This is a genomic window from Microbacterium karelineae, assembly GCF_009745985.1.
Lineage (GTDB): Bacteria > Actinomycetota > Actinomycetes > Actinomycetales > Microbacteriaceae > Microbacterium > Microbacterium karelineae.
This window is the reverse complement of the sequence record NZ_WFIX01000178.1, coordinates 1-22,513: the sequence shown is the minus strand read 5'-3', so window position 1 is coordinate 22,513 and position 22,513 is coordinate 1. Positions and strand designations below refer to the sequence as shown.

19 protein-coding genes are annotated in these 22,513 nt (G+C 71.1%); 10 read left to right on the top strand and 9 right to left on the bottom strand.

Annotated features, from left to right (window positions below):
- Positions 1–32 precede the first annotated feature (32 nt).
- Entirely contained in the window at positions 33–1,433 is a 1,401-nt protein-coding gene (locus GB932_RS07795) for an amidase (RefSeq protein ID WP_156760141.1), read from the bottom strand.
- Between the two features lie 182 nt (positions 1,434–1,615).
- Here GB932_RS07795 and GB932_RS07790 point away from each other — a divergent pair, with 182 nt between their 5' ends.
- The 4 genes from GB932_RS07790 to GB932_RS07775 are packed head-to-tail and all read left to right on the top strand — an operon-like array spanning position 1,616 to position 3,871.
- Positions 1,616–1,945, top strand: coding sequence for a PadR family transcriptional regulator (locus tag GB932_RS07790; RefSeq protein WP_156760140.1), 330 nt, complete (start codon positions 1,616–1,618; stop codon positions 1,943–1,945).
- Positions 1,946–1,947: 2 nt separating this feature from the next.
- The gene (locus GB932_RS07785) at positions 1,948–2,319 is read left to right on the top strand and encodes a DUF1048 domain-containing protein (protein WP_156760139.1); all 372 of its coding nucleotides are present in this window, start codon (positions 1,948–1,950) and stop codon (positions 2,317–2,319) included.
- The gene (locus GB932_RS07780) at positions 2,316–3,110 is read left to right on the top strand and encodes an ABC transporter ATP-binding protein (RefSeq protein WP_156760138.1); all 795 of its coding nucleotides are present in this window, start codon (positions 2,316–2,318) and stop codon (positions 3,108–3,110) included. Before GB932_RS07785 ends, GB932_RS07780 begins: the two co-directional genes overlap by 4 nt.
- Positions 3,107–3,871, top strand: coding sequence for an ABC transporter permease (locus GB932_RS07775; RefSeq protein WP_156760137.1), 765 nt, complete (start codon positions 3,107–3,109; stop codon positions 3,869–3,871). The genes GB932_RS07780 and GB932_RS07775 overlap by 4 nt, the downstream gene beginning before the upstream one ends.
- 73 nt (positions 3,872–3,944) lie before the next feature.
- Here the strand turns inward: GB932_RS07775 and thrC are convergent, their stop codons facing one another.
- From thrC to argS, 7 genes are all read right to left on the bottom strand, one after another.
- Positions 3,945–5,348 carry a threonine synthase gene (thrC, locus tag GB932_RS07770; protein ID WP_156760136.1) on the bottom strand — a complete coding sequence of 468 codons (1,404 nt, stop codon included), beginning with the start codon at positions 5,346–5,348 and terminating at the stop codon, positions 3,945–3,947.
- 127 nt (positions 5,349–5,475) lie between these two features.
- The gene (prfA, locus tag GB932_RS07765) at positions 5,476–6,549 is read right to left on the bottom strand and encodes a peptide chain release factor 1 (protein ID WP_156760135.1); all 1,074 of its coding nucleotides are present in this window, start codon (positions 6,547–6,549) and stop codon (positions 5,476–5,478) included.
- A gap of 13 nt (positions 6,550–6,562) precedes the next feature.
- The gene (gene rho / locus GB932_RS07760; RefSeq protein WP_438616704.1) at positions 6,563–8,860 is read right to left on the bottom strand and encodes a transcription termination factor Rho; all 2,298 of its coding nucleotides are present in this window, start codon (positions 8,858–8,860) and stop codon (positions 6,563–6,565) included.
- A gap of 154 nt (positions 8,861–9,014) precedes the next feature.
- Positions 9,015–9,965 (bottom strand): homoserine kinase, encoded by a 951-nt coding sequence (gene thrB / locus GB932_RS07755; protein WP_156760134.1) that lies wholly within the window; start codon positions 9,963–9,965, stop codon positions 9,015–9,017.
- A 2-nt stretch (positions 9,966–9,967) separates the two neighbouring features.
- Complete coding sequence (locus GB932_RS07750) at positions 9,968–11,284, bottom strand: homoserine dehydrogenase (protein WP_156760133.1); 1,317 nt, start codon at positions 11,282–11,284, stop codon at positions 9,968–9,970.
- Positions 11,281–12,714 carry a diaminopimelate decarboxylase gene (gene lysA, locus GB932_RS07745; RefSeq protein ID WP_156760132.1) on the bottom strand — a complete coding sequence of 478 codons (1,434 nt, stop codon included), beginning with the start codon at positions 12,712–12,714 and terminating at the stop codon, positions 11,281–11,283. The genes GB932_RS07750 and lysA overlap by 4 nt, the downstream gene beginning before the upstream one ends.
- 120 nt (positions 12,715–12,834) lie before the next feature.
- Positions 12,835–14,490, bottom strand: coding sequence for an arginine--tRNA ligase (gene argS, locus GB932_RS07740; protein WP_156760131.1), 1,656 nt, complete (start codon positions 14,488–14,490; stop codon positions 12,835–12,837).
- A gap of 35 nt (positions 14,491–14,525) precedes the next feature.
- On the opposite strand from argS, the gene GB932_RS07735 reads away from it, so the two are divergent.
- Both GB932_RS07735 and GB932_RS07730 read left to right on the top strand, forming a co-directional pair.
- On the top strand, positions 14,526–15,299 hold the full coding sequence (locus GB932_RS07735) for an SGNH/GDSL hydrolase family protein (RefSeq protein ID WP_156760130.1): 774 nt from the start codon (positions 14,526–14,528) through the stop codon (positions 15,297–15,299).
- A 5-nt stretch (positions 15,300–15,304) separates the two neighbouring features.
- Positions 15,305–16,084 (top strand): SGNH/GDSL hydrolase family protein, encoded by a 780-nt coding sequence (locus GB932_RS07730; RefSeq protein ID WP_197517384.1) that lies wholly within the window; start codon positions 15,305–15,307, stop codon positions 16,082–16,084.
- A gap of 7 nt (positions 16,085–16,091) precedes the next feature.
- Here GB932_RS07730 and GB932_RS19410 read toward each other — a convergent pair whose 3' ends face one another.
- Complete coding sequence (locus GB932_RS19410; RefSeq protein WP_156760128.1) at positions 16,092–17,696, bottom strand: tannase/feruloyl esterase family alpha/beta hydrolase; 1,605 nt, start codon at positions 17,694–17,696, stop codon at positions 16,092–16,094.
- Between the two features lie 181 nt (positions 17,697–17,877).
- Between GB932_RS19410 and GB932_RS07720 the strand changes: the two genes are divergently transcribed.
- The 4 genes from GB932_RS07720 to GB932_RS07705 all read left to right on the top strand — a co-directional run.
- Entirely contained in the window at positions 17,878–18,753 is an 876-nt protein-coding gene (locus GB932_RS07720) for a CPBP family glutamic-type intramembrane protease (protein WP_231916072.1), read from the top strand.
- A 117-nt stretch (positions 18,754–18,870) separates the two neighbouring features.
- Complete coding sequence (locus GB932_RS07715; RefSeq protein ID WP_231916070.1) at positions 18,871–20,268, top strand: SNIPE associated domain-containing protein; 1,398 nt, start codon at positions 18,871–18,873, stop codon at positions 20,266–20,268.
- A gap of 425 nt (positions 20,269–20,693) precedes the next feature.
- The gene (locus GB932_RS07710) at positions 20,694–20,918 is read left to right on the top strand and encodes a hypothetical protein (RefSeq protein ID WP_156760126.1); all 225 of its coding nucleotides are present in this window, start codon (positions 20,694–20,696) and stop codon (positions 20,916–20,918) included.
- A 66-nt stretch (positions 20,919–20,984) separates the two neighbouring features.
- On the top strand, positions 20,985–22,513 hold a 1,529-nt coding region (locus GB932_RS07705), incomplete at its 3' end, for an HNH endonuclease signature motif containing protein (protein ID WP_156760125.1).

Here is a 22,513-nt window from a genome sequence, read left to right as displayed (position 1 = left end):
AGCAACCGACATCGCCCCGAAGCGCCTCTCCGTCAGTGCCGCGGCGCCGGCCACGGGAGGTCGCCGCGTGCATCCTCCAGCTGGGCGGCGAGCTGCAGGATCGCGGCCTCTCCCCCGGGGCGGCCGACGAGCTGCACGCTCCACGGGCGCTCGCCCGCCTCGGACGTGATGGGAACCGTGATCGCAGGCAGCCCCGCGACGTTCACGAAGCTCGTGTGCGGTGCGTAGCTGCACTGCCGCGCGAAGTTCTCCTCCGGGTCCGCGGATGAGAACCATCCGACCGCCTGCGGCGACAGCGCGAGCGCGGGCGTGAGGACGGCGTCGAACGGCGCGAACGCCGCGATCGTCCGCCTTTCGAACGCCGCCGCCGCCTGGTAGGCGCCGATCACGCGTTCCGCGCTCAGCGCGCGACCTTCGCGCGCGAGCCACGCCGTGAGCGATTCGACACGGTCGAGATCGCGATCGGCGACGGGGATCCGCGCGGCCGACGCGCGCCACAGCGTCGCGAACATCTCGGGATACCCCTCGGGCCGCCAGTCCGCCTCATCGAGGGCGTGCCCGGCGGAGCCGAGGATCGCCGCGGCGCGCTCGTAGGCGGCGCGCGCCCGCGGGTCGAGCGTCGTGTCGGTCCACCCGTCCCACGGCGTGACGAGCGTCGCCCCGATCCGGAGCCGGCCCGGATCGCGGCGCAGGGCGGCGGTGAACGCTTCGTCCCCCGGCGCCCTGGTCGCGTAGTGGTGCGGCGCGGATCCCACGAGCGCATCGAGGAGATGGGCCGCGTCCTCGACCGAGCGGGCGATGGGCCCGGCCGTCGACAGGCCGCCGGGAGACTCGAGGCCGTTCGCGAAGGGCAGCCGCCCCCGCGAGGGCTTGAGGCCGACGACGCCGACCGTCGCGGCGGGGATCCGGATCGAGCCGCCGCCGTCCGACGCGGGCGCGGCCGGGAGCAGCCCGGCGGCCACGGCCACGGCGGCTCCGCCGCTCGAGCCGCCCGCGCCTGTGCCCGGCTCCCACGGGTTGCGGGCCGCCGGCGCGACCGCGCTCTCGGTGTAGCCCGTGAGGCCGAACTCGGGGGTGTTCGTCTTGCCGAGGCTGACGGATCCCAGGCGGTCGAGCGCGAGGGCGAGCGGATCCGATTCCGTCGGCACGAAGTCGGCGTTCGCGCGCGAGCCGTAGCGGGTCGGCACGCCCGCGCGGGCGACGAGGTCCTTGTCGGCGAGCGGGACGCCCCACAGCGGCGGGGCATCGGCGGGCAGATCGCCGAGGCCCGTCGCCTGGGCGAGCGCGCGCTCGGCGGTCACCTCGACGAACGCGCCGAGATCGGCCGCCGCCTCGATCCGCGCCAGGAAGTGCCGCACAACCTCGATGGGCGACACCTCGGCTCGGCCCAGCCCGTCGACGATCCGCACCAGCCCCTGTTCGAACAGCTCCATCACTCCATCCTGCCGCGCCTGTCGTTCGCGGGTGCGCATCAGCCCCTCTCCGCGCGCGACGAGGCCGAACGGCACTCGGAAGCCGCCACGCGACACGCCGACTCACTATTCAGTATTGCCAAGTAGTGGTACTCAGCGTTACTGTGTAGTAGTACTCAGCAACACTGACTATCGGAGGAACCATGAGCAGACAGGAGACCGAGCTCCTCAAGGGGGTGCTCGAGGGAGTGATCCTCGAGCTCCTGCGCGGACGGGCGTGGCACGGCTACGACCTGACCGCGCGGCTGCAGGAACTCGGGTTCCAGGACGTCGTGGAGGGCACCGTGTACGCCCTCCTCGTCCGCATCGAACGACGCGGACTCGTCGACGTCGAGAAGGTCCCGTCCCCCAAGGGCCCTCCCCGCAAGGTGTACACGCTCAACGACGCCGGCACCGATCGGCTCGAGGAATTCTGGACCGCCTGGGGCGCCATCGCCGGCCGCCTCGACGATCTCCGCAACGGAAGGAAGTGACCATGGCCGCGAAATGGATCGAGCTCGTCACGGGCTCGCTGGATGAGAAGAAGGCCTACCGCCAGCTGAAGGAGCGGCAGAAGCGGCTCCCCTCGCCGTACCTCGAGACGGCTGGCGCCATCGAGCGATACCTGATGTCCGTCGGAGGCGTCGCCGAGAGCAAGGCGCTGCTCGACATGTACCGCGACCTGATCGAGCTCATGGAGCAGTCGGCCGCCGACGCCACGCCCGTCCGGGACATCGTCGGCGACGATCCGGTCGAGTTCGTCGAGACGTTCATCGCCAGCTACACGGGGAAGACCTGGATGGACAAGGAGCGCATGCGCCTGCGCGACGCCATCGACCGCGCCGACACGCAGGGAGGGACATCATGACCGCCGCCGCACCCGCCATCCGCGTGGACGGCATCGAGAAGTCGTTCGCGGACCTCCCGGTCCTGCGCGGCGTGAGCTTCGACGTCGCGAAGGGCAGCGTCTTCGCGCTTCTCGGGGCGAACGGCGCCGGGAAGACGACCCTCGTGCGGATCCTCGCGACGCTCTCGCGGGCCGACGCCGGATCCGCGCAGGTCGCCGGTCTCGACGTCCGCACGCAGGCGGCGGAGGTGCGCGACGCGATCAGCCTCACGGGGCAGTTCGCCGCCGTCGACGAGGTGCTCACCGGGCGCGAGAACCTCATGCTCGTCGCCCGCCTGCGTCACGTCGGCGACCCGAAGGGCGTCGCCGACGCCCTCCTCGCCCGATTCTCGCTCTCGGACGCCGCCGACCGGCGCTCCGGCACCTACTCGGGCGGCATGCGTCGGCGCCTCGACATCGCGATGAGCCTCATCGGGGATCCGCCGGTCATCTTCCTCGACGAACCGACGACCGGCCTCGACCCGCACGCGCGACAGGAGGTATGGGGTGTCGTCGAGGAGCTCTCCTCGGGCGGCACGACGGTCCTGCTGACGACGCAGTACCTCGACGAGGCCGAGCGCCTCGCCGACCGCATCGCCATCCTCGGCGACGGGAAGATCATCGCCGAGGGCACCCTCGGCGAGCTGAAGCGGCTCTTCCCGCCCGCGAAGGTGGAGTACGTCGAGAAGCAGCCGAGCCTCGAGGACATCTTCCTCGCGATCACGGGTCGCCCGCAGAGCGCGCCGACCGACGCCGACAAGGAGGCAGCATGAGCACGTCACACGCCCTCGGCGACACCCTCACGCTCACGAAGCGATCGCTGACGCACATCCTGCGCAGCCCCGACACGATCGTGACGACCGCGCTCATGCCGATCGCCTTCCTGCTGCTGTTCGTCTTCGTGTTCGGCAGCGCGATCGATGTCGGCGGCGCCAACTACGTCGACTACCTGCTGCCGGGGATCCTCCTGATCACGGTCGCCTCCGGCGTCGCCTACACGGCGTATCGGCTGTTCCTCGATATGCAGGGCGGGCTGAACGAGCGCTTCCGCTCCATGCCGATCACCCGCTCCGCGGCGCTGTGGGCGCACGTGCTCACGTCGCTCGTCGCGAACCTCATCGCGCTCGCGATCGTGACGGGCGTCGCGGTGCTCATGGGATTCCGCACCGGCGCGAGCGTCGGCGCGTGGCTCGCCGTCGCCGGGATCCTCGTGCTCTTCACGCTCGCCCTCACGTGGCTCGCGGTCGTCTCGGGCCTCGCGGCGAAGTCGATCGACGGGGCGAGCGCGTTCAGCTACCCGCTGATCTTCCTGCCGTTCCTCAGCTCGGCTTTCGTGCCGACCGAGGGGATGCCGGGCCCCGTGCGCTGGTTCGCGGAGCACCAGCCCGTCACCCCCATCGTCGAGACGCTTCGCGCCCTGTTCGCCGGAACGCCCGTGGGATCCGAGATCTGGATCGCGCTCGCCTGGTGCGTCGGGATCCTCGCGATCGCGTGGTTCGCCGCCGCGGCGATCTCCCGGAGACGCTTCGGGTGATTCCCGAGTGCGACCGCGACCGTCAGCGCGCTTCCGAGGGCCGAACGGCACTCGGGGGCGCGCGCCGGGTGGGTCAGCGCAGCGCGTGCTCCTCGATGAAGGCTCGGAGGGCGGCCGGGTCGTCCGGCAGCTCCGTGACGTGCTGGGGCGCGTCGAGCATCGTCTGCAGCTCCGCCGAGTACTCGACGTCGACGCCGATCGCCTCATGGATCGTCTCGGCGAACTTCTGCGGCTTCGCCGTCTCGAGCACGAGCATCGGCACGCCGGACTCGACGTGCTCGCGGGCCACCTTCACGCCGTCGGCCGTGTGCGGGTCGATCATCTCGCCCGCCGACGCGTGCACGTCGCGGATCGTCCGGAGCCGGTCGGCGTGCGTCGAGGATCCGCTGACGATGCCGAACTCGTCCGCGAAGCGCGGGCGCTCGGAGGCGAAGTCGAAGAAGCCCTGCGCGTCGAGATCGCGCCAGGCCTGCGCGAGCCGTTCGGCGTCGCGCCCGACGAGCTCGAAGATGAAGCGCTCGAGGTTCGACGCCTTCGAGATGTCCATCGACGGGCTCGAGGTGGCGAGGGTCTCGGCGGCGGCGCGGGGGCGGTACGCGCCCGTGCGGAAGAACTCGTCGAGGACGTTGTTCTCGTTCGTCGCGAGAACGAGTCGGCGCACGGGCAGGCCCATCTGCTTCGCGTAGAAGCCCGAGAGGATGTTGCCGAAGTTGCCCGACGGCACCGTGAACGACACCTCGGCCCAGCCGCCGGCATCGGTCGCGCGCAGCCACGCCCAGAAGTAGTAGACGACCTGCGCCGTGATGCGGGCGAGGTTGATCGAGTTGACGGCGCCGAGGCGCTGCGCGCGCTTGAAGTCGAGGTCGCCGGCCAGCTGCTTGACGAGGTTCTGGCAGTCGTCGAACACGCCGTCGACGGCGATGTTGTGCACGTTCTCGTCGCCGATCGAGAACATCTGCGCCCGCTGGAACGCGCTCATCCGCCCCTGCGGCGACAGCATGAACACCGAGATGCGCTCCTTGCCGCGCAGCGCGTGCTCCGCGGCGGATCCGGTGTCGCCCGACGTCGCGCCGAGCACGTTGAGGACGGACCCCGTGCGCTCGAGGGCGTACTCGACGACCTGGCCCAGGAACTGCATCGCCATGTCCTTGAAGGCGAGCGTCGGCCCCTCGGAGAGGCCGACGAGCGTGATGCCCTCGCCGATCGAGCGCAGCGGCACCACCTCGTCGGGGAACGACGCGTAGGCGTCGGCCGTCATCCGGGCGAGGTCCTCGCGAGGGATGTCCGTCGCGAACAGGCCCAGCACCTCGGTCGCGAGATCCGGGTAGCTCAGCGCGCGCCACGCCTCGAGCGTCTCACCGTCGACCTGCGGCATCTGCTCAGGAACGGCGAGGCCGCCATCCGGTGCGAGCCCTTCGAGCAGCGTCTCGCAGTACGACAGCGGCTCGGCGCCGCCTCGGGTCGAGATATAGCGCACGCAGGTCTCCAGAGTCTCAGGACGGCACGGGATTCCCATTATCGCAGGTCCGCGCCGTCACTCGATTCGGTGCGTGCGCGGGCAGGTCCACGAAGCGATGAGCGAAGCGGAGCCGCCCCGCCGAAGATCACTCGCCCAGGTGCTCGAGGCGTTCGGCCTCGTCGGCGGCGATGCAGCTCGCGATCACGGGATCGAGCGCGCCGTCCATGACGGCGTCGAGGTTGTAGGCCTTGAAGCCCGTGCGGTGATCGGCGATGCGGTTCTCGGGGAAGTTGTACGTGCGGATCCGCTCCGAACGATCCATGCCGCGGATCTGGCTCCTGCGGGCGTCGGCCGCCTGCGCCGCCAGCTCCTCCTGCTGCTTCGCGAGCAGGCGCGCACGCAGCACGCGCATCGCCGCCTCTCGGTTCTGCAGCTGCGACTTCTCGTTCTGCATCGACACGACGATGCCGGTCGGCACGTGCGTGATGCGCACGGCCGAGTCGGTCGTGTTGACCGACTGCCCGCCGGGCCCCGACGAGCGGTACACGTCGATCTTGAGGTCGTTCTGGTCGATCGCGAGCTCCTCCGGCTCGTCGACCTCGGGGAAGACGAGCACCCCCGTCGTCGACGTATGGATCCGCCCCTGCGACTCGGTCGCCGGCACTCGCTGCACGCGGTGCACGCCGCCCTCGAACTTCAGGTGCGCCCACACGCCCTGGGCGGGGTCGCTCGAGGAGCCCTTGAACGCCACCTGCACGTTCTTGTACCCGCCGAGGTCGGACGGATCCGACTCGATGATCTCGGTCTTCCACCCGCGTGCGCTCGCGTACTGCGCGTACATGCGCAGCAGGTCGGCGGCGAACAGCGCGCTCTCGGCGCCGCCCTCCCCCGCCTTGATCTCCATGATCACGTCGCGCGCGTCATCGGGATCACGCGGGATGAGCAGGCGCCGCAGACGCTCCTGCGCCTCGGCGAGCTGCTCCTCGAGGCCCGGGATCTCCTCCGCGAACGCGTCGTCCTCGGCCGCGAGCTCGCGCGCGGCAGCGAGGTCGTCCGTCGCCTGCGTCCACTCCTCGTGGGCGCGCACGATGCGCGACAGCTCGGAGAAGCGCCGGTTGACGCGCCTCGCGCGCGCGGCGTCGGCGTGCACCGCCGGGTCGGAGAGCTCCTCCTGGACCCGACGGTGCTCGTCGATCAGCAGCTGAACGGACTCGAACACGTCGCTCGGGCGATCAGCGGATCTCGGAGTCCTGGCCGGAGCCGCGGCCCCCGCCGTTCAGGGCGCTCTTCTGCATCTGCACCAGGAACTCGACGTTGGACTCGGTCTCCTTGAGCTTCTCGAGGATCACGCCGAGCGCGTGCTGCTGGTCCATGCCGGCGAGCGCGCGACGCAGCTTCCACGTGATCTTCACCTCGTCCGGGCTGAGCAGCATCTCCTCGCGACGGGTGGACGACGCGTTGACGTCGACCGCCGGGAAGATGCGCTTGTCGGCGAGCTGGCGGCTCAGGCGCAGCTCCATGTTGCCGGTGCCCTTGAACTCCTCGAAGATGACGTCGTCCATCTTGGATCCGGTCTCGACGAGCGCCGTCGCGAGGATCGTGAGCGATCCGCCGTTCTCGATGTTGCGCGCCGCGCCGAAGAACTTCTTCGGCGGGTACAGCGCCGAGGCATCGACACCGCCCGAGAGGACGCGGCCCGACGCGGGCGCCGAGACGTTGTACGCGCGGCCGAGGCGCGTGATCGAGTCGAGCAGCACGACCACGTCGCGGCCGAGCTCGACGAGGCGCTTCGCACGCTCGATCGCGAGCTCCGCGACCGTCGTGTGGTCCTCGGCGGGGCGGTCGAACGTCGAGGCGACGACCTCGCCGTTGACCGAGCGCTGCATGTCGGTGACCTCTTCGGGACGCTCGTCCACGAGCACGACCATGAGGTGCGCCTCGGGGTTGTTCTGCGCGATCGCGTTCGCGATCTGCTGCAGGACGATCGTCTTGCCCGCCTTCGGGGGCGCGACGATGAGGCCGCGCTGACCCTTGCCGATCGGGGCGATGAGATCGATGATGCGCTGAGTGAGCTTCTCGGGGGCCGTCTCGAGGCGCAGGCGGTCCTGAGGGTAGAGCGGCGTGAGGCTCGAGAACTCGACGCGACCGGCGGCGTCCTCGACCGAGAGGCCGTTGACGGAGTCGACCTTGACGAGCGCGTTGTACTTCTGGCGCCCGTTCTGCTCGCCCTCACGGGGCTGCTTGATCGCGCCGACGACCGCGTCGCCCTTGCGCAGGTTGTACTTCTTCACCTGGCCGAGCGAGACGTAGACGTCCTGCTGGCCGGGGAGGTACCCCGTCGTTCGCACGAAGGCGTAGTTGTCGAGGACGTCGAGGATGCCGGCGATCGGGATGAGGACGTCGTCATCGTTGATCTCGGGATCGAACTCGTCCTGGCCGCGACCGCGTCCGCGCTTGCCGCGACCGCGACCCTGCGCGTTCTCGTTCGCGTTCTGCTTCTGCTCCTGGGGGCGCTGCGGGCCGTTGTTCCGCTGGCCGCCCTGGCGATCGTCGGTCTGCTCGCCGTCCTGGTCGGATCCGCCCTTCTTGCGGCGGTTGCGGCTGCGACCGCGACGACCGCGCCCCGTGCCCTCCTGCTCGTCGCCCTCGGAGCGGTCGCCCGACTCGGTCGCGTCGCTCTCGCCGTCGGCCTGCTCGGCGTCGGGCAGCTGCGCGGGGACGACCACTGGGGCGTCCTGGCGCGGGGCATCGGAGGCGCTCTCAGCCGCCTCCGACTGCTCCGCCGTCGTCTCGGCGGCGTCGGCAGCCGGCGCTGACGCTGCGGGCTTCTTGCGCGAGCGGCTCGCGCGGGCGGGCTTCTCCGCCGGGGCCTTCGCCTCGTCGGATGCCTCGTCGGCCGCCGCGGCGTCCGTCGCGGGTGCCACGGCCTCCGTCGCGGCCTCGTCGGCCGCGGGCGCCGCCTTCTTCGCGCGCGAACGCGTGGCGCGGGCGGGCTTCTCCGCGACCGCGGCCTCGCCGCCATCGGCCTGCGCGGCGTCCGCCGTCGGCTCCTCGGCCGGGGCGGCCTTCTTGGCGCGCGAGCGCGTGGCGCGGGCGGGCTTCTCCGCGGCGGCGTCTGCCGTCTCGGTCGCCGGCTCCTCGGCCGGGGCCGCCTTCTTGGCACGCGAACGCGTCGCACGGGCGGGCTTCTCCGCCGGCGCCTCGGCGTCGGTCGCGTCGGCGGCCGCGGCCTCCGCGGCGGCCTTGTCGGCCTCGATCTGCGCCTTCGTGCGGCGCGGCGCGCGCTTGCGGGGCGCCTTCGGCGCCTCCTCGGCGGGCGCGGCCTCCGCAGCCTGTGCCGCCTCGGCGCCCGCGGGGGCGTCGGCGGTCGCCGCCGCCGCGACGCCGGATGACGATGCGCGGCGCGGCGCGCGCTTGCGCGTCGTCGTCTTCGTCTCGTTCGTCGCCTCGTCCGCGGCCGCGATGGCCCGATCGATCTGCGACTGGTCGGCGGCGCTGTCGCCGCCCGGGTTCTCAGTGGTGGATGCCACGAGTGCTCCTTGGTTCGGGATGTGTCAGAGCCGATCCGCACGCGGAAGTTCGTCGCGCCAGCGCGATGATGCCTCCGTTGCTCCGCGTGAACGTGACGTTCGCGCAGGAGGAGTCGAGGGTCCGTGCGGGGCTTCGCAGAGTTGCGACGGAGGTTCAGAGTTCGTGCGCTGAGGCACCCTCCGCTGGTTCTCTCACTGTACCACCCATGAAGTCGACGGCGAGCATGAGCGCCTGCCACGACCCGCGGGTGTGCTCCTCCGCCACGGCGGCCGCCTCGAGCCGGCGTCCGGGGCCGTCGGCGAGCACGAGGACGCTCGGCCCGGCCCCCGAGACGACGGCTGCGAAGCCGCGCGCCCGGAGCGCGCGCACGAGGGCGTCGGTCTCCGGCATCGCCTCGGCGCGGCGGTCCTGGTGCAGGCGATCCTCCGTCGCGGCGAGCAGCAGATCCGGGCTCTGCGTGAGCGCCGCGATCAGCAGCGCGGAGCGCGACACGTTGAAGACGGCGTCCTCACGCGACACGGCCGGATCCAGCACGCTGCGCGCCGTGGATGTCGACATCGTGCCCTCCGGCACGAAGACGACAGGGGCGACGCCGCGATGCACGAGCAGCTTCTTGTGCTGCGGACTCTCCGCGTCGGTCCACGCGATGGTGAGCCCGCCGAACAGGGCCGGCGCGACGTTGTCGGGGTGCCCTTCGAGCTCGGTGGCGAGGCGGAGCAGGTCGGTGTCGGACAGCTCGGCGCGCCCCTCGAGCAGGCCCTTCGCCGCGAGAAGTCCCGCGACGACGGCGGCGCCGGAGGATCCGAGGCCGCGCCCGTGCGGGATGCCGTTGCGCGCCGCGATGCGCAGGCCGGGTGCGACCAGGCCGACCGACTCGTAGGCGTAGCGGATGGTGCGGGCGATGAGGTTCGACGCGTCGGTGGGGATCTCCGCCGCGCCCGTGCCCTCGACCGAGATCTCGAGGGCGTCCGAGTCGAGCGCCGAGACGGTGAGCTCGTCGTACACGCTGAGCGCGAGGCCGAGTGTGTCGAAGCCCGGCCCGAGGTTCGCGCTCGTGGCGGGCACCCGCACCTCGACGGTGCGGGTGGCGACGCTGCCCGGCATGCTCAGTCGCCCTCCACGCGAAGGACCGTGACGACGCGCTCGACGACGTCGCTCGCGGCGAGACGCTCGACCGTGTCGCTCAGCGCCTGCTCGCGCGCCTTGTGGGTGCCGATGACGAGGCGCGCGCGGCTGACGCCGTCCGCGTCCTCCGACACCGTCTGCTCGACGGTCGCGAGCGAGACGCCGCCGTCGCTGAGGATGTTGGCGACCGTGGCGAGCACGCCCTGCTCGTCGCTGACGTCGAGCGTGATCTGATAGCGCGTCGTGATGCGGCCGATCGGGGCGATGGGGGCCTCGCCGCGCGCGGACTCGCCGACGCCGACGCCGCCCGCGATGTGGCGGCGCGCGGCCGAGACGACGTCGCCGAGGATCGCCGAGGCGGTCTCGACGCCGCCGGCGCCCGCGCCGTAGAACATGAGGGGGCCCGCGGCCTCGGCCTCGACGTAGACGGCGTTGTTGCCGCCGTGCACGCTCGCGAGGGGGTGCTCACGGTCGACGAGCGCGGGGTACACGCGCACCGAGATCGCCTCGGCGTCGTCGCCGTCCGCGGCGAGTCGCTCGCACGTGGCGAGCAGCTTGATGACGAAGCCGGCCTTGCGGGCGTTGTCGATCGCGGCGGAGTCGATCGCGGTGATCCCCTCGCAGTGCACCTCCTCGATCGGCACGTTCGTGTGGAAGGCGAGGCTCGCGAGGATCGCGGCCTTCTGCGCCGCGTCGTGCCCGCCGACGTCCGCCGTCGGATCCGCCTCGGCGTAGCCGAGCGCCTGCGCATCGGCGAGGACGGCGTCGAAGTCGGCGCCCTCCTTGTCCATGCGGTCGAGGATGTAGTTCGTCGTGCCGTTGACGATGCCGAAGATGCGCGTGACGCGGTCGCCCGCCAGCGAGTCCTTCAGCGGGCGGATGATCGGGATCGCGGCCGCGACCGCCGCCTCGTACGACACGGAGGCGCCGACCTGATCTGCCGTGTCGAAGATCTCGGCGCCGTGCGTCGCAAGGAGGGCCTTGTTGCCCGTCACGACGTCGGCCCCGGATCCGAGCGCGTCGAGGATGTGCGTGCGGGCCGGCTCGATGCCGCCCATCAGCTCGATCACGATGTCGCTGCCGACGATGAGCTCGTGTGCGTCAGTCGTCAGCAGCTCACGCGGAAGCTCGACATCGCGCTTCGCATCGACATCGCGCACCGCGATCCCCGCGAGCTCCAGGCGCGCGCCCGCGCGCTCTTCGAGCTCGTCGGCGTGGTCGAGCAGCAGGCGCGCGACCTGCGAACCGACGGATCCGGCTCCCAGAAGCGCGACGCGCAGAGTTCGGTGATCGATCATCTCTCTCCCTCGGTATGTGCGGGGTGGAGGCCCGTGTCGCGGGCGAGCAGATCGTCGATCGTCTCGCCGCGCAGGATCACGCGCGCCTCTCCGCCGCGCACCGCCACGACGGGCGGGCGCGGGACGTGGTTGTAGTTGCTCGACATGGCCGCCGAGTAGGCGCCCGTCGAGGCGACCGCGACGAGGTCGCCTGGCGCGACGTCGTCCGGCAGGAACTCGTGGTCGACGACGACGTCGCCCGACTCGCAGTGCATCCCGACGACGCGCACGAGCGCGGGGGCGCCGTCGCCCGCGCGCGAGGCGAGGCGAGCCGAGTACTGCGCCCCGTAGAGGGCGGGGCGCACATTGTCGCTCATGCCGCCGTCGACGGCCACGTACAGGCGCTGGGCGGATCCGTCTGGAATCTCGACCGCGACGGGCTTCGTCGTCCCGACGGTGTAGACCGTGAGCCCCGCGGGGCCGATGACGGAGCGGCCCGGCTCGAACGCGAGCGTCGGCATCGCGATGCCCCGCGCGGCGCACTCGGAGGCGACTGCGTCGACGATGCCGTCGGCGAGATCCTCGATGGGGGCGGGATCGTCGGCGCGCGTGTAGGCGATGCCGAACCCGCCTCCGAGGTTGAGGAGCGGCACGTCGCCGCCAGCGAGCAGGCGCTCGTGCAGGGCGAGCACGCGCGCGGCCGACTCGCGGAAGCCGTCGACGCCGAAGATCTGCGATCCGATGTGGCAGTGCAGGCCGACGAAGGAGGTGGACGCGAGCGCACGGATCCGCGCGACGGCGCGCTCGGCCTCGTCGAGCGAGAAGCCGAACTTCTGGTCTTCGTGGGCGGTCGCGAGGAACTCGTGCGTGTCGGCGTGCACGCCGCTGCGCACGCGGACCAGCACGCGCTGGCACGCACCGAGGCGCTCGGCGATCGCGCCGATCCGCTCGATCTCGATGTCGGAGTCGACGATGATCGTGCCGATGCCCGCGCCGATCGCGCGCTCGAGCTCACCCGCGCTCTTGTTGTTCCCGTGGAAGCCGATGCGCTCGGCCGGCACGCCGGCGGCGAGCGCCGTCTCGAGCTCGCCGCGCGAGCAGACGTCGACGTTCAGCCCCGCGTCGAGCATCCAGCGGGCGACCTCGGACGTCAGGAACGCCTTGCCCGCGTAGTAGACCCGCGCGCTCCCGCCGTGCCGTGCCGTCGCGGCGTCGAACGCGGCGCGGGTGCGCGCGGCGCGGTCGCGGACATCCTGCTCGTCGAGGACGAGCACGGGGGTGCCGAAGCGCTCCGCCAGGTCGGTCGCGCGGGCGCCGCCGACGACGAGCGCGCCGTCGCCTGCGCGATGCGCCGACGCGGGCCACACGAGGTCGGCGAGGTCGTTCGCATCGCCGGGGGTCGCGAGCCACGCGGGCGCGAGCGGGTGTGCGGTGTCGGGCACGGAGACCATCGAGCGGAGCGGACCTTACGAGTCGGGCGACGTGGGAATCCGGCCCGCGTCGAGCGCCGAACGGCCGGTTCCAGAGAGTCTACTGGGAAGGCGTCATCGCCGGATCCGTGTGACCTCGCGTCACATCCGCTCGGGCGCGCTCACCCCGAGCAGGCCGAGGCCGTTGCGCAGCACCTGACCCGTCGCGTCGTTGAGCCAGAGGCGCGTGCCGTGCACGGCCTCGATCGGCTCATCGCCCTTGGGCGTGACCCGGCAGCTGTCGTACCACCGGTGGTAGAGCCCCGCGAGCTCCTCCAGGTAGCGGGCGACGCGGTGGGGTTCGCGCACTTCGGCGGCGAAGCCGACGATGCGCGGGAACTCCTGCAGAGCGCCGAGCAGCGCCGACTCGGTCCCGTGGCCGAGAAGCTCCGGCTGGAACGCCTCGCGCGTGACCCCCGCGTCGACGGCGTTCTTCGCGACGTTGACCGTGCGGGCGTGCGCGTACTGCACGTAGAAGACGGGGTTGTCGTTCGTGCGCTTCTTCAGCAGCTCGGGGTCGAGCGAGAGGGGCGAATCGGCCGGGTAGCGCTCGAGCGAGTACCGCAGCGCATCGGTGCCGATCCAGTCGCGCAGGTCGTCGAGCTCGATGATGTTGCCCGCCCGCTTCGACAGGCGCGCGCCGTTGACCGAGACGAGCTGACCGATGAGCACCTCGACGTCCTTCTCGGGGTCGTCGCCCGCCGCGCCCGCGAGCGCCTTGAGGCGGTGCACGTAGCCGTGGTGGTCGGCCCCCAGCAGGTAGATCTTGTGCCGGTACCCGCGGTCGCCCTTGTTGAGGTAGTAGGCGGCGTCGGCGGCGAAGTAGGTGTACACGCCGTTGCCGCGGCGGATCACGCGGTCCTTGTCGTCGCCGAAGTCGGTCGTCTTCACCCACACGGCCTCGTCGGCGTCGTACACGTGCCCCTGCTCCCGCAGGCGGTCGACGGCCTGGTCGATGAGGCTCGGTGATCCGTCGTGCAGCTCGCGCTCGGAGAACCACACATCGAAGTGCACGTTGAACTTCGCGAGCGACTCCTGGATCTCGCCGAGCTGCAGCTCGTAGGCGGCCTCGCGCACGGCGCCCTCGCGCTCGCCCTCCGGCAGGTCGAGGATCCCGGGATGCGCAGCGCGGACGCGCTCGCCGAGCGCCTCGATGTACGCGCCCTTGTAGCCGTCCTCGGGCGCCGGCGCCCCCGTCATCGCGGCCAACACGCTCGCGCCGAAGCGCTCCATCTGCGCGCCGGCGTCGTTGATGTAGTACTCGCGGGCGACGTTCGCACCGCTCGCCTCGAGCAGGCGCCCCATCGCGTCGCCGAGCGCCGCCCAGCGGGTGTGACCGATGTGGAGCGGCCCCGTGGGGTTGCCGCTCACGAACTCGAGATTGATGCTGTTTCCGGCCTGCGAATCGTTCCGGCCGTAGGACTCCCCCGCGTCGACGATCGTCTTCGCGAGCTGGCCCGCCGCCGCCGCATCGAGGCGGATGTTGATGAACCCGGGCCCCGCGACCTCGACCGACGCGACGCCGTCGACGCCCGCGAGGCCGTCGGCGATCTCCTGCGCGAGCTCGCGCGGGTTCGTGCCGAGGCACTTCGCGAACTTCATCGCCGTGTTCGTCGACCAGTCGCCGTGGTCGCGGTTCTTCGGCCGCTCGACCGTGATGTCGGACGCCGACGCCCCCAGCGGCTGCTCCGGGCGTCGCCTGACCGCGACGGCGTCGAGAACGGCGAGGAGAGCGGAGGCGAGGGCATCGGGATTCATAGGGTTCCAATCTTACGAGGACATATTCTGTGTCCATGCCCCGCGTTCGCCGTCTGCTCGCCGCCGCCTGCGCCATCGCGCTCGGATCCGCGACCCTCGGCGCCTGCGCGAGCGAGCCGCACGGGGTCGACCTGTCCGGCAGCTGGCCGACCGTCGCGGGCCCGGAGGACGCCGCGACCGACGCGGATCCCTCGCTCCTCGTCTTCGGCGACTCGTGGACCGTCGGCCTCGCGTCGTCGACGCCGACGGGCGGATACGCGTATCTCACGGGCGAGCTGCTCGGGTGGGACACGACGGTCGACGGCGAGAACGGCAGCGGCTACCTGCGCCCCGGCGAGTTCGGCGGCCTGTACGGCTCGCGCGTCGTGCAGCTCGACCCCGACCTCGACCCTGAGATCGTCGTCGTGCAGGGATCGATCAACGACCGCGGCGAGAACCTCGACCGGCTCTCGGGCGCCGCCCAGAGCGTGTGGCGAGCGCTCGAGGCGCTCTACCCCGACGCCGAGCTCGTCGTACTGGGGCCGGCGCCGAGCACGATTCCCGTCGCGGACACCGTCGGCCGCATCGACAGGGTCCTCAGCCGCCTGGCGGAGCGGGAGGGCGTCACGTACATCTCCCCTGTGCAGGATGAGTGGATCACGTCTGCGAACTACGATGACGTCATCGACACGTCGAGCTCGGGCCACAACCACCCGAGCGACGACGGGCACGCGTTCCTCGCGGAGGCGCTCGCAGATCACCTCCGCGATCTGGAGCCCGACGAATCAGCGGTCACGGCCCAGGACGACGACGCGGCCGACAGCGAGTGACGCGCGTGCGCATTCGGGCGATCGCCTCGGCCGCGGCCATCGCGTGCGCGTGCGCGCTCGCCGCATGCGCACCGGCCGGCCCTCAGATCGCGGCGCCCGGCGGCTCCGCCCCGGCCGCGACGTCCGCGGACCCGCTGGTCTCGCTGCCGGTCGAACCGTCGCTCCTCATCTTCGGAGACTCGTGGACGTGGGGACGTGCGGCGACGGATCCCGAGACGCTCGGATACGCCGCGCGCGTCGGCGATCAGCTCGGATGGCCGACCGCCGTCGACGGAGAACGCGCGAGCGGCTATCTCCGGTCCGGATTCGAGGGCGGCACCTACATCTCGCGGATCCGCGCGCTCGACCACGACGCCGCCCCCGATCTCGTCGTCATCCAGGGATCCATCAACGACCGGCGGGAGGACCTGTCGCTCCTCCGGGCCGCGGCGGAGGACGCGTGGGACGCGCTGGCCGCCGCATATCCCGACGCCTCGCTCGTCGTCTTCGGCCCGGCGCCGCAGGTGCTCCCCATCGAGCCCGCGACGCGGATGATCGACGAGATCCTGCGCCGAGCGGCCGCGGACCGCGGCGTGCCGTACGTGTCCCCGATCGCCGAGGAATGGATCACGACGGCGAACTACGACACCCTCATCGACACGTCGCCCGAGGGCAACGATCACCCGTCCGACGCGGGCCATGCCTACCTCGCCGACCGCCTCGTCGCGGCACTCGGCGCGGTCGCCGTCCGCGAGGAGTCGGTCGTCGCCCTCGAGGAGACGCCGGCCCCTGCCGAGCTGGGCTGACGCGCCCTCACCCGGCGACGCAGCGGAAAGCGCCCGCGTCGTCCGGGGATCCCTCACCGTCGTACTCCGGCCACGCCGGGTACTCGCACATCGGCCGCGTGCGGTCGGCGCCCGCGTTGCCGTCGGACGCGACGAGGCCCGCGGGCTCCGTGCCGTCCTCGACCCAGTCGACGATCGCCCCGAGCCCGTCGTACTGGGCCTGGAACGCCCCCTGCCCGTGGCCCCAGCCCGGCACCATGTAGAACTTCATGAATCCGCCCAGCCGGTGACGGAACTGCTCCTGCTGCCGCTCGTAATACTGCACCGTGTTGTGCGGGGTGATGAAGTCGTCGATCGTGCCGTGCGTGAGGATGACCTTCCCTCCGTACGCGCGGAACCTGTTCAGCGAGACGTCGGTGACGTCCATGATCTCGCCGAGCTCCTGGATCCGCTCGGTGTGGTCCGCCGGGTCGAAGGCGAACGTGTCGTGATCGGGGTCACCGTCCGAGACGCCGTAGCGGGACGTCGCGTCGAGCACCTGGAACTGCAGGCCCTGATCGTATGGTCCCGTCCCGAAGCCAGCGAAGCCCTGGTAGAAGGCTCCCTGCAGGAGCGCGCTCTTCGCGAAGATGCTGTTGCCCTCGATCTCGAAGCCGAGGTCGTCGTCGGTCGTCATGGCGCGCACCGCCCGCAGCTGCGCGTCGGAGAGACAGTCATCGCCCGTGTCGACGCCGCCCTCGCAGCGGACGTTCGCGAGCTCGAAGGTCTCGTCGCAGCCCACGACGTTCGAGACGATGCCGTCCGCGACGCCGTCGAGCTCGTCGCACGCCGCATAGACAGCGTCGGTCAGGGTCTGGGTCTTCGCGGGGCTCAGCCAGCCGGCGCCGTCGTCGATCAGGAGCGCGTCGCGGAAGGTCACGGCGCCGATGTGCATCATCGCGACGTTGTACGCCGGATAGTTCGCGACGACCCCGTCGTAGTCCTTCGGGTACCGCGCGGCCGCGTCGAGGGCCTCGTGTCCGCCCTGCGATCCGCCGATGAAGTACGACCACGTCGGTTCCGCGCCGTATGCCGCGTCGATGACGTGCCAGGCCGCATCGTGCGCTTTCTTCACCGACCACTGGCCGTAGTTCATGAGCAGCTCGGGGTCGGTCTGGAACCGACCGTCGAACCCGGCATCGCCCTGGTGACCGCCGTCGCTGCCGAGCGTCACCCAGCCTGAGTCGAGCGCCGTCGGCGTGCCGTTCGGCTGGGCCGTGTAGGTGCCCGTGGCGGTGACAAGGGATCCGTCGAACCCGCCGCCGCCGAACTGCAGCGCGCGCCCGTTCCACGCGGCGGGCAGGTTCACCTGGAACTGCATGTCCTGCGGCGCGGAGACGGCGCGGATCCATCCCGTGACCTCGCAGTGGTCGTCGGCCCACTCGGCCGTCTCGACGCTCGCGCCTCCGGTGGGCAGGTCGATGGCGCGCTCGGGGATCTCGTGCCCGACGAGCGCGGCGCACGCATCGGGCGTCAGGGATCCGGGCTCATGGGGCGGGCCGCCGGGCTTCGCGGTGGCCGCGGATCCCGCTCCCACCACGAGGGCGAGCGCGCTCGCGATCCCCATCAGGGCGCGTCCGATCGAAGGCTTCATCCTGTGCTCCCTTGCCTCTCGCGCCGCGAGACCGACGCGCGGATCCGGCGTCTCCGCCGAGACGGCGTCTTCGCCGTCCGGCGTCAGGGTAGTGGCCACGGGGGCGGCCCCGAGGAGGTCTTCCGTTGAAGGGAAGTCGCCTGTGGATGCGCCGCGCCGGATTCCCCGAGAGGATGGGGACGTGATCCAGCACCCAGGCACCGCACCGCGCGGCCCCCTCTCGCCTTGGGCCGCGCTCGCGCCCGCGCTGGCCGTGTGCCTCGCGGCGCCCGCCTTCTTCGTCCTCGAGAGCGCGTGGCTCGGGTCTGCTCTGTCTGCCGTCGGGCTCGCGCTCGCGTGGATCCTCGAATCGCGCGCGCGGCGTGCTGTGGCCGCCTCGGGTGCCGATCGCGGCCCCAGCCTCCTGCGCGATCTCGCGCTCATCTCCCTGGGGCTGCTGATCGTGAGCGTCATCCCGCTCGCGGCAGAGCTCGATGACGCGGCGATGCTGCGCTTCACGCTCGCCCTCGGCGGGGCCGTCGCCGTGCCCTATCTCGTGTCGCGGTTCGCGTTCCGCGACCGCGCGATCGCCTTCCCCTGGCGTGCCGGCGGGCGCTGGCACCCCGCACAGTGGGTCTGGCTCGTCGCGGTCATCGTGCTGGGGTGGCTGATCCTGCCGTACTACTTCATCACGAGCGGGGTGTACCGCAACTGGCCCGTCGTCGACAGCCCAGACCTCATCGCGCGGCTGTTCGTCGGCGTCGGCGCCGTCGGGATCTGGGACGAGCTGTTCTTCATCTGCACGGTGTTCGCCCTGCTGCGACGGCACTTCCCCGCGTGGGCCGCGAACCTCCTGCAGACGATCGTGTTCGTGTCGTTCCTCTGGGAGCTCGGCTACCGAGAATGGGGCCCCGTCCTCACGATCCCCTTCGCGCTGCTGCAGGGCGTGATCTTCCTGCGCACGCGCTCCCTCGGATACGTCGTGACCGTGCACCTGCTGTTCGACGCCGTCGTCTTCGCCGTACTGGTCCACGCCCACAACCCGGGGATGTGGGGCGGCCTGTTCCTCGTGGGGTGAGGGACGGGGGCATTCGTCGATCGCGCGTGTCGCGGCGAGTCTGTCGTACGCTCATCTCGACTATCCGGGGGCTCCCCGGGTATGAGGACCCCGACCGTCGCGCGAGCAGGAGCACTCATGTCCGAGATCCCCTCCGGCTGGTACCCGACCGACGCGCAGGGCACGCTGCGTTGGTGGAATGGCACGCAGTGGACGGAGCACACGGCGCCGGCATCCGGTGCGGAGCCCGCGCAGAGCCTTCGGTCGACGCGCCGGGACCGCCGCGCTCACTCCGCTGAGAAGGCGATCGAGAAGCTCTCGAAGTCCGCTGCGCGAGCCCGCGCCGCCGATCTGCAGGCGATCGTCAATAGATTCAATGCCCACGAGTTCGACGATGTCGACAAGTACCGTGCACATGTCGAAGCCGAGCTCGCGACCACGCGCGACGCGCATCGAGACGAGATGGAACGGCTGACGAGCGAGATCGCACGACTCCGAGATGAGCGCGACACGCTGTTCGCCGCGCGTGAGCGCCTCAAGGGGGCGCTCGTGGATCTTCGATGGGCGAGCGCCATGCAGGAGGCGGGCTTGTTCGACTACGAGCACGCCGCCGAGCACTCGGCGACGCTGTCCGCCGATCTCGAGGCCCTCCGCGCGAAGATCAAGACGATGGTCCGCGAGAAGCGCGCCACGACGTCCACCAGCGGCTTCACCTTCAACAACTCGACCGCAAAGGGGAACAAGTTCGTCAACGACATGTCGAAGATCCTTCTGCGCGCGTTCAACGCCGAAGCGGAGAACTGCGTCAAGACCATGCGCGCCGGGAATCTCGAGGCCGCGCAGAAGCGATTGACGAAGGTGGCCGAGCAGATCGCCAAGCAGGGCGACATGATCGACCTCCGCATCACGCACGAATACCTCCATGCGCGTCTTCAGGAACTCTCTCTCGCTGCCCGCCACCTGCAGGCGGTGCAGGCGGAGAAAGAAGCCGAGCGAGAGAGACGCGCCGAGCTGCGGGAGCAGAAGAAGGCCGAAGCGGAACTCGCGCGGGAACACGAACGACTCGACAAAGAGCGCGCGAAGTACATCCTCGCACTCGAGGCGCTCGAAGCGAGCGGTGATGACGAAGGCGTCGCGCGGATGCGGGAGCGTCTCGAGGACGTCGACAAGGCGATCGAGGATGTCGACTATCGCGCGGCGAATATGCGCGCGGGCTACGTGTATGTCATCTCGAACGTCGGCTCCTTCGGGCCCGGCATCGTCAAGATCGGGATGACTCGACGGCTCGACCCGATGGACCGTGTACGGGAGCTCGGGGATGCTTCCGTCCCGTTCCGGTTCGACGTGCACGCGCTGTTCTTCACCGACGACGCGGTCGACGTCGAGTCCATGCTCCATCGGACGTTCGCCGAACAGCGACTCAACAAGGTGAACACGCGACGCGAGTACTTCCGGGTCACCCCTTGGACGTGTGCTCGACGTCCTCAACGCACACCAAGTCGAAGTCCTCGAGTTCACCACCGAGCCGTCCGCTGAGGAGTTCCGCCTCAGCGGCGGCGAGATCGCGACGCCAACGGCCTCATGACGAGCGTTCGCCATCGGCACCGAAGTCGACGATGGCGCACAGATCTCGCGTCATCCGCTCAGGATCTCCTGGACGTGGCGGGTTCTCGTCCATCGGGCAGGAACTCTGCATTGCGCGGCAACTGCGCAGGCTGCTGCCTGCCGCGGGGCCGCGCACAGCGAAACCTCGCGTGTGACGGAGGGGCGGCGTTCAAGAGGGGCCACCGGTGGCCTGCGGACGCCGGATAGCGGTCCTTCTCCGGAAGGCAGAGGGTCTCCTTCTCTGCGTCCGTGGGGGGGGCACGGAGAGGAATGGCTCATATCACCGCGGCGGGCCGACCTTGCTGAGCTGCTGGACGGCCGCGGGCGCCCGGGGCCGCGGCGTGATGACTCGCGCGGTGCGCGCCGTCGCCTGGCTGCGGATCGTCGAATTCGCCTTTGAGCGGGTCGAGCTGCACCTCGCTCGCGGCAGTGCGCCATCGCTACCGATTTCGGACCGGGCCGGCGTCGTGCGCGAGGGGACGGCGCAGAATACGGGGTTCACGGACGCGGGGCGCGTGGACCTCGTCGTGTACTCGCTGATCCGGGCGGACGTGGCGGGGGCGCACGTCAGCGGGAAGTGAGGGATGGCGGAGCCGACATCTTCCGTGTCCGCTTCGTTTGTCGGTGGTCCCTCGTAGCCTCGGGTCATGGACGAGGAACGGCACGAGACGCGGCTCGAGAGGCTGGGGCTGACCCCGGCCGAGCAGGCGCGCGTGCGCGGCCTCGTCGAACAGGTCGTTGAGCGGGACCGGACGATCGCGCGGGCCGAGGGTGAGAAGGCCGAGCTGCTGGCCCAGCTCGCGGAGATCGCGGACGCGGAGGGCCGGCGGTCGGTGGCGTCGGACGGCCCGGAGTATGCGCGGCGGGCGATGGCCGCCGAGGTCGCGGCCGCGACACGGGTCCACCCGTCGGCGGCGAAGAACCGGATCGAGCAGGCCGAACGCCTCACAAGCGACTACCCCGTCACGCACGAAGCGCTGAAGTCGGGGCGGATCTCGAAGCGGCACGCCGACGTCATCGCCGCCACCGGGGCGGGTCTCGACCCGGGCGCGCGGGCGTCGCTGGATGCCCTGGCGGTGCCGTTCGCCGAGACCCGGACACCGCGGGAGCTGGAGAAGATCACGCAGAAGCAGGCCGCGGTCCTCGCCCCGACATCCCTGCGGGAACGGCACCAGGCCGCGCGGGAGGAGCGTCGGGTCGTCGTGACCGATCGTGAGGACGGGATGAGCGAGCTGTGGGCGTATCTGCCCACGTTCGAGGCGCGCGCCATCTACGACCGCGCCACCGAGATGGCGAAGATCATCAAGACCGACCGGCGGCGAGCCCGCCGCGCGTTCGACCGCGACCACGGGTTCGCGCCCGAAGACGGATGGGCCGCCCCGGTGACCGGCACACTCGACGGCACCGACCCGGTCGCCGTCGCGGCGAGTGACAGGCGGACGATGGATCAGCTGCGGGCCGACCTGATCGCCGATGTCCTGCTGTCCGCGGAGCCGACCGGGCACGAGCTGCACGCCTCCGGCACCGGGGCGACCCTGACGGGGATCGCGGCAACGGTGCAGGTGACGATCCCGGTCACGCAGATCCTCGACCCGGACGAGGGAACGGCCTGGGCCGATGACGGCGGGCTCGTCTCGCCCGACACGGCCCGCATCGTCGCCGGGAGCGCGGCCGGGTGGGAGAGGCTGTTCGTGAGACCCGAGACGGGCGAGATCGTCGCGGTCGACCGGTATCGACCCTCGGAGGCGCAGCGGCGGGCGTTGATCGGGCGAGATATGACCTGCCGGTTCCCGGGATGCACGACCCCGGCGCGGAAGGCCGACCTGGATCACTCGCGGGAGTATGCCCGCGGCGGGCCGACCACGATCGAGAACCTGGCCGCGCTGTGTGAGCCACACCACATGATGAAGCATCACTCCGGGTGGCGGCTGCGGCAGGTCGGGGGCGGGGTGATCGAGTGGACGAGCCCTGCCGGGATGGTCTATACCGACGAGCCGGTGTCCCGGGTGTTCTTCCAGGAGACCCCGGAAGCCGCGGAGGACGAGGCGCGGGAGGAGCGGCGCGAGGCCGAGGAGGCGCGATGTGAGGAGCGGGCACGCGAGCGGCGGGAGATCGAGCGGGCGAGCATCGCGCGGGCGCTGGACCGGATCGAGGCCGAGCACGAGGCGCGGGAGCA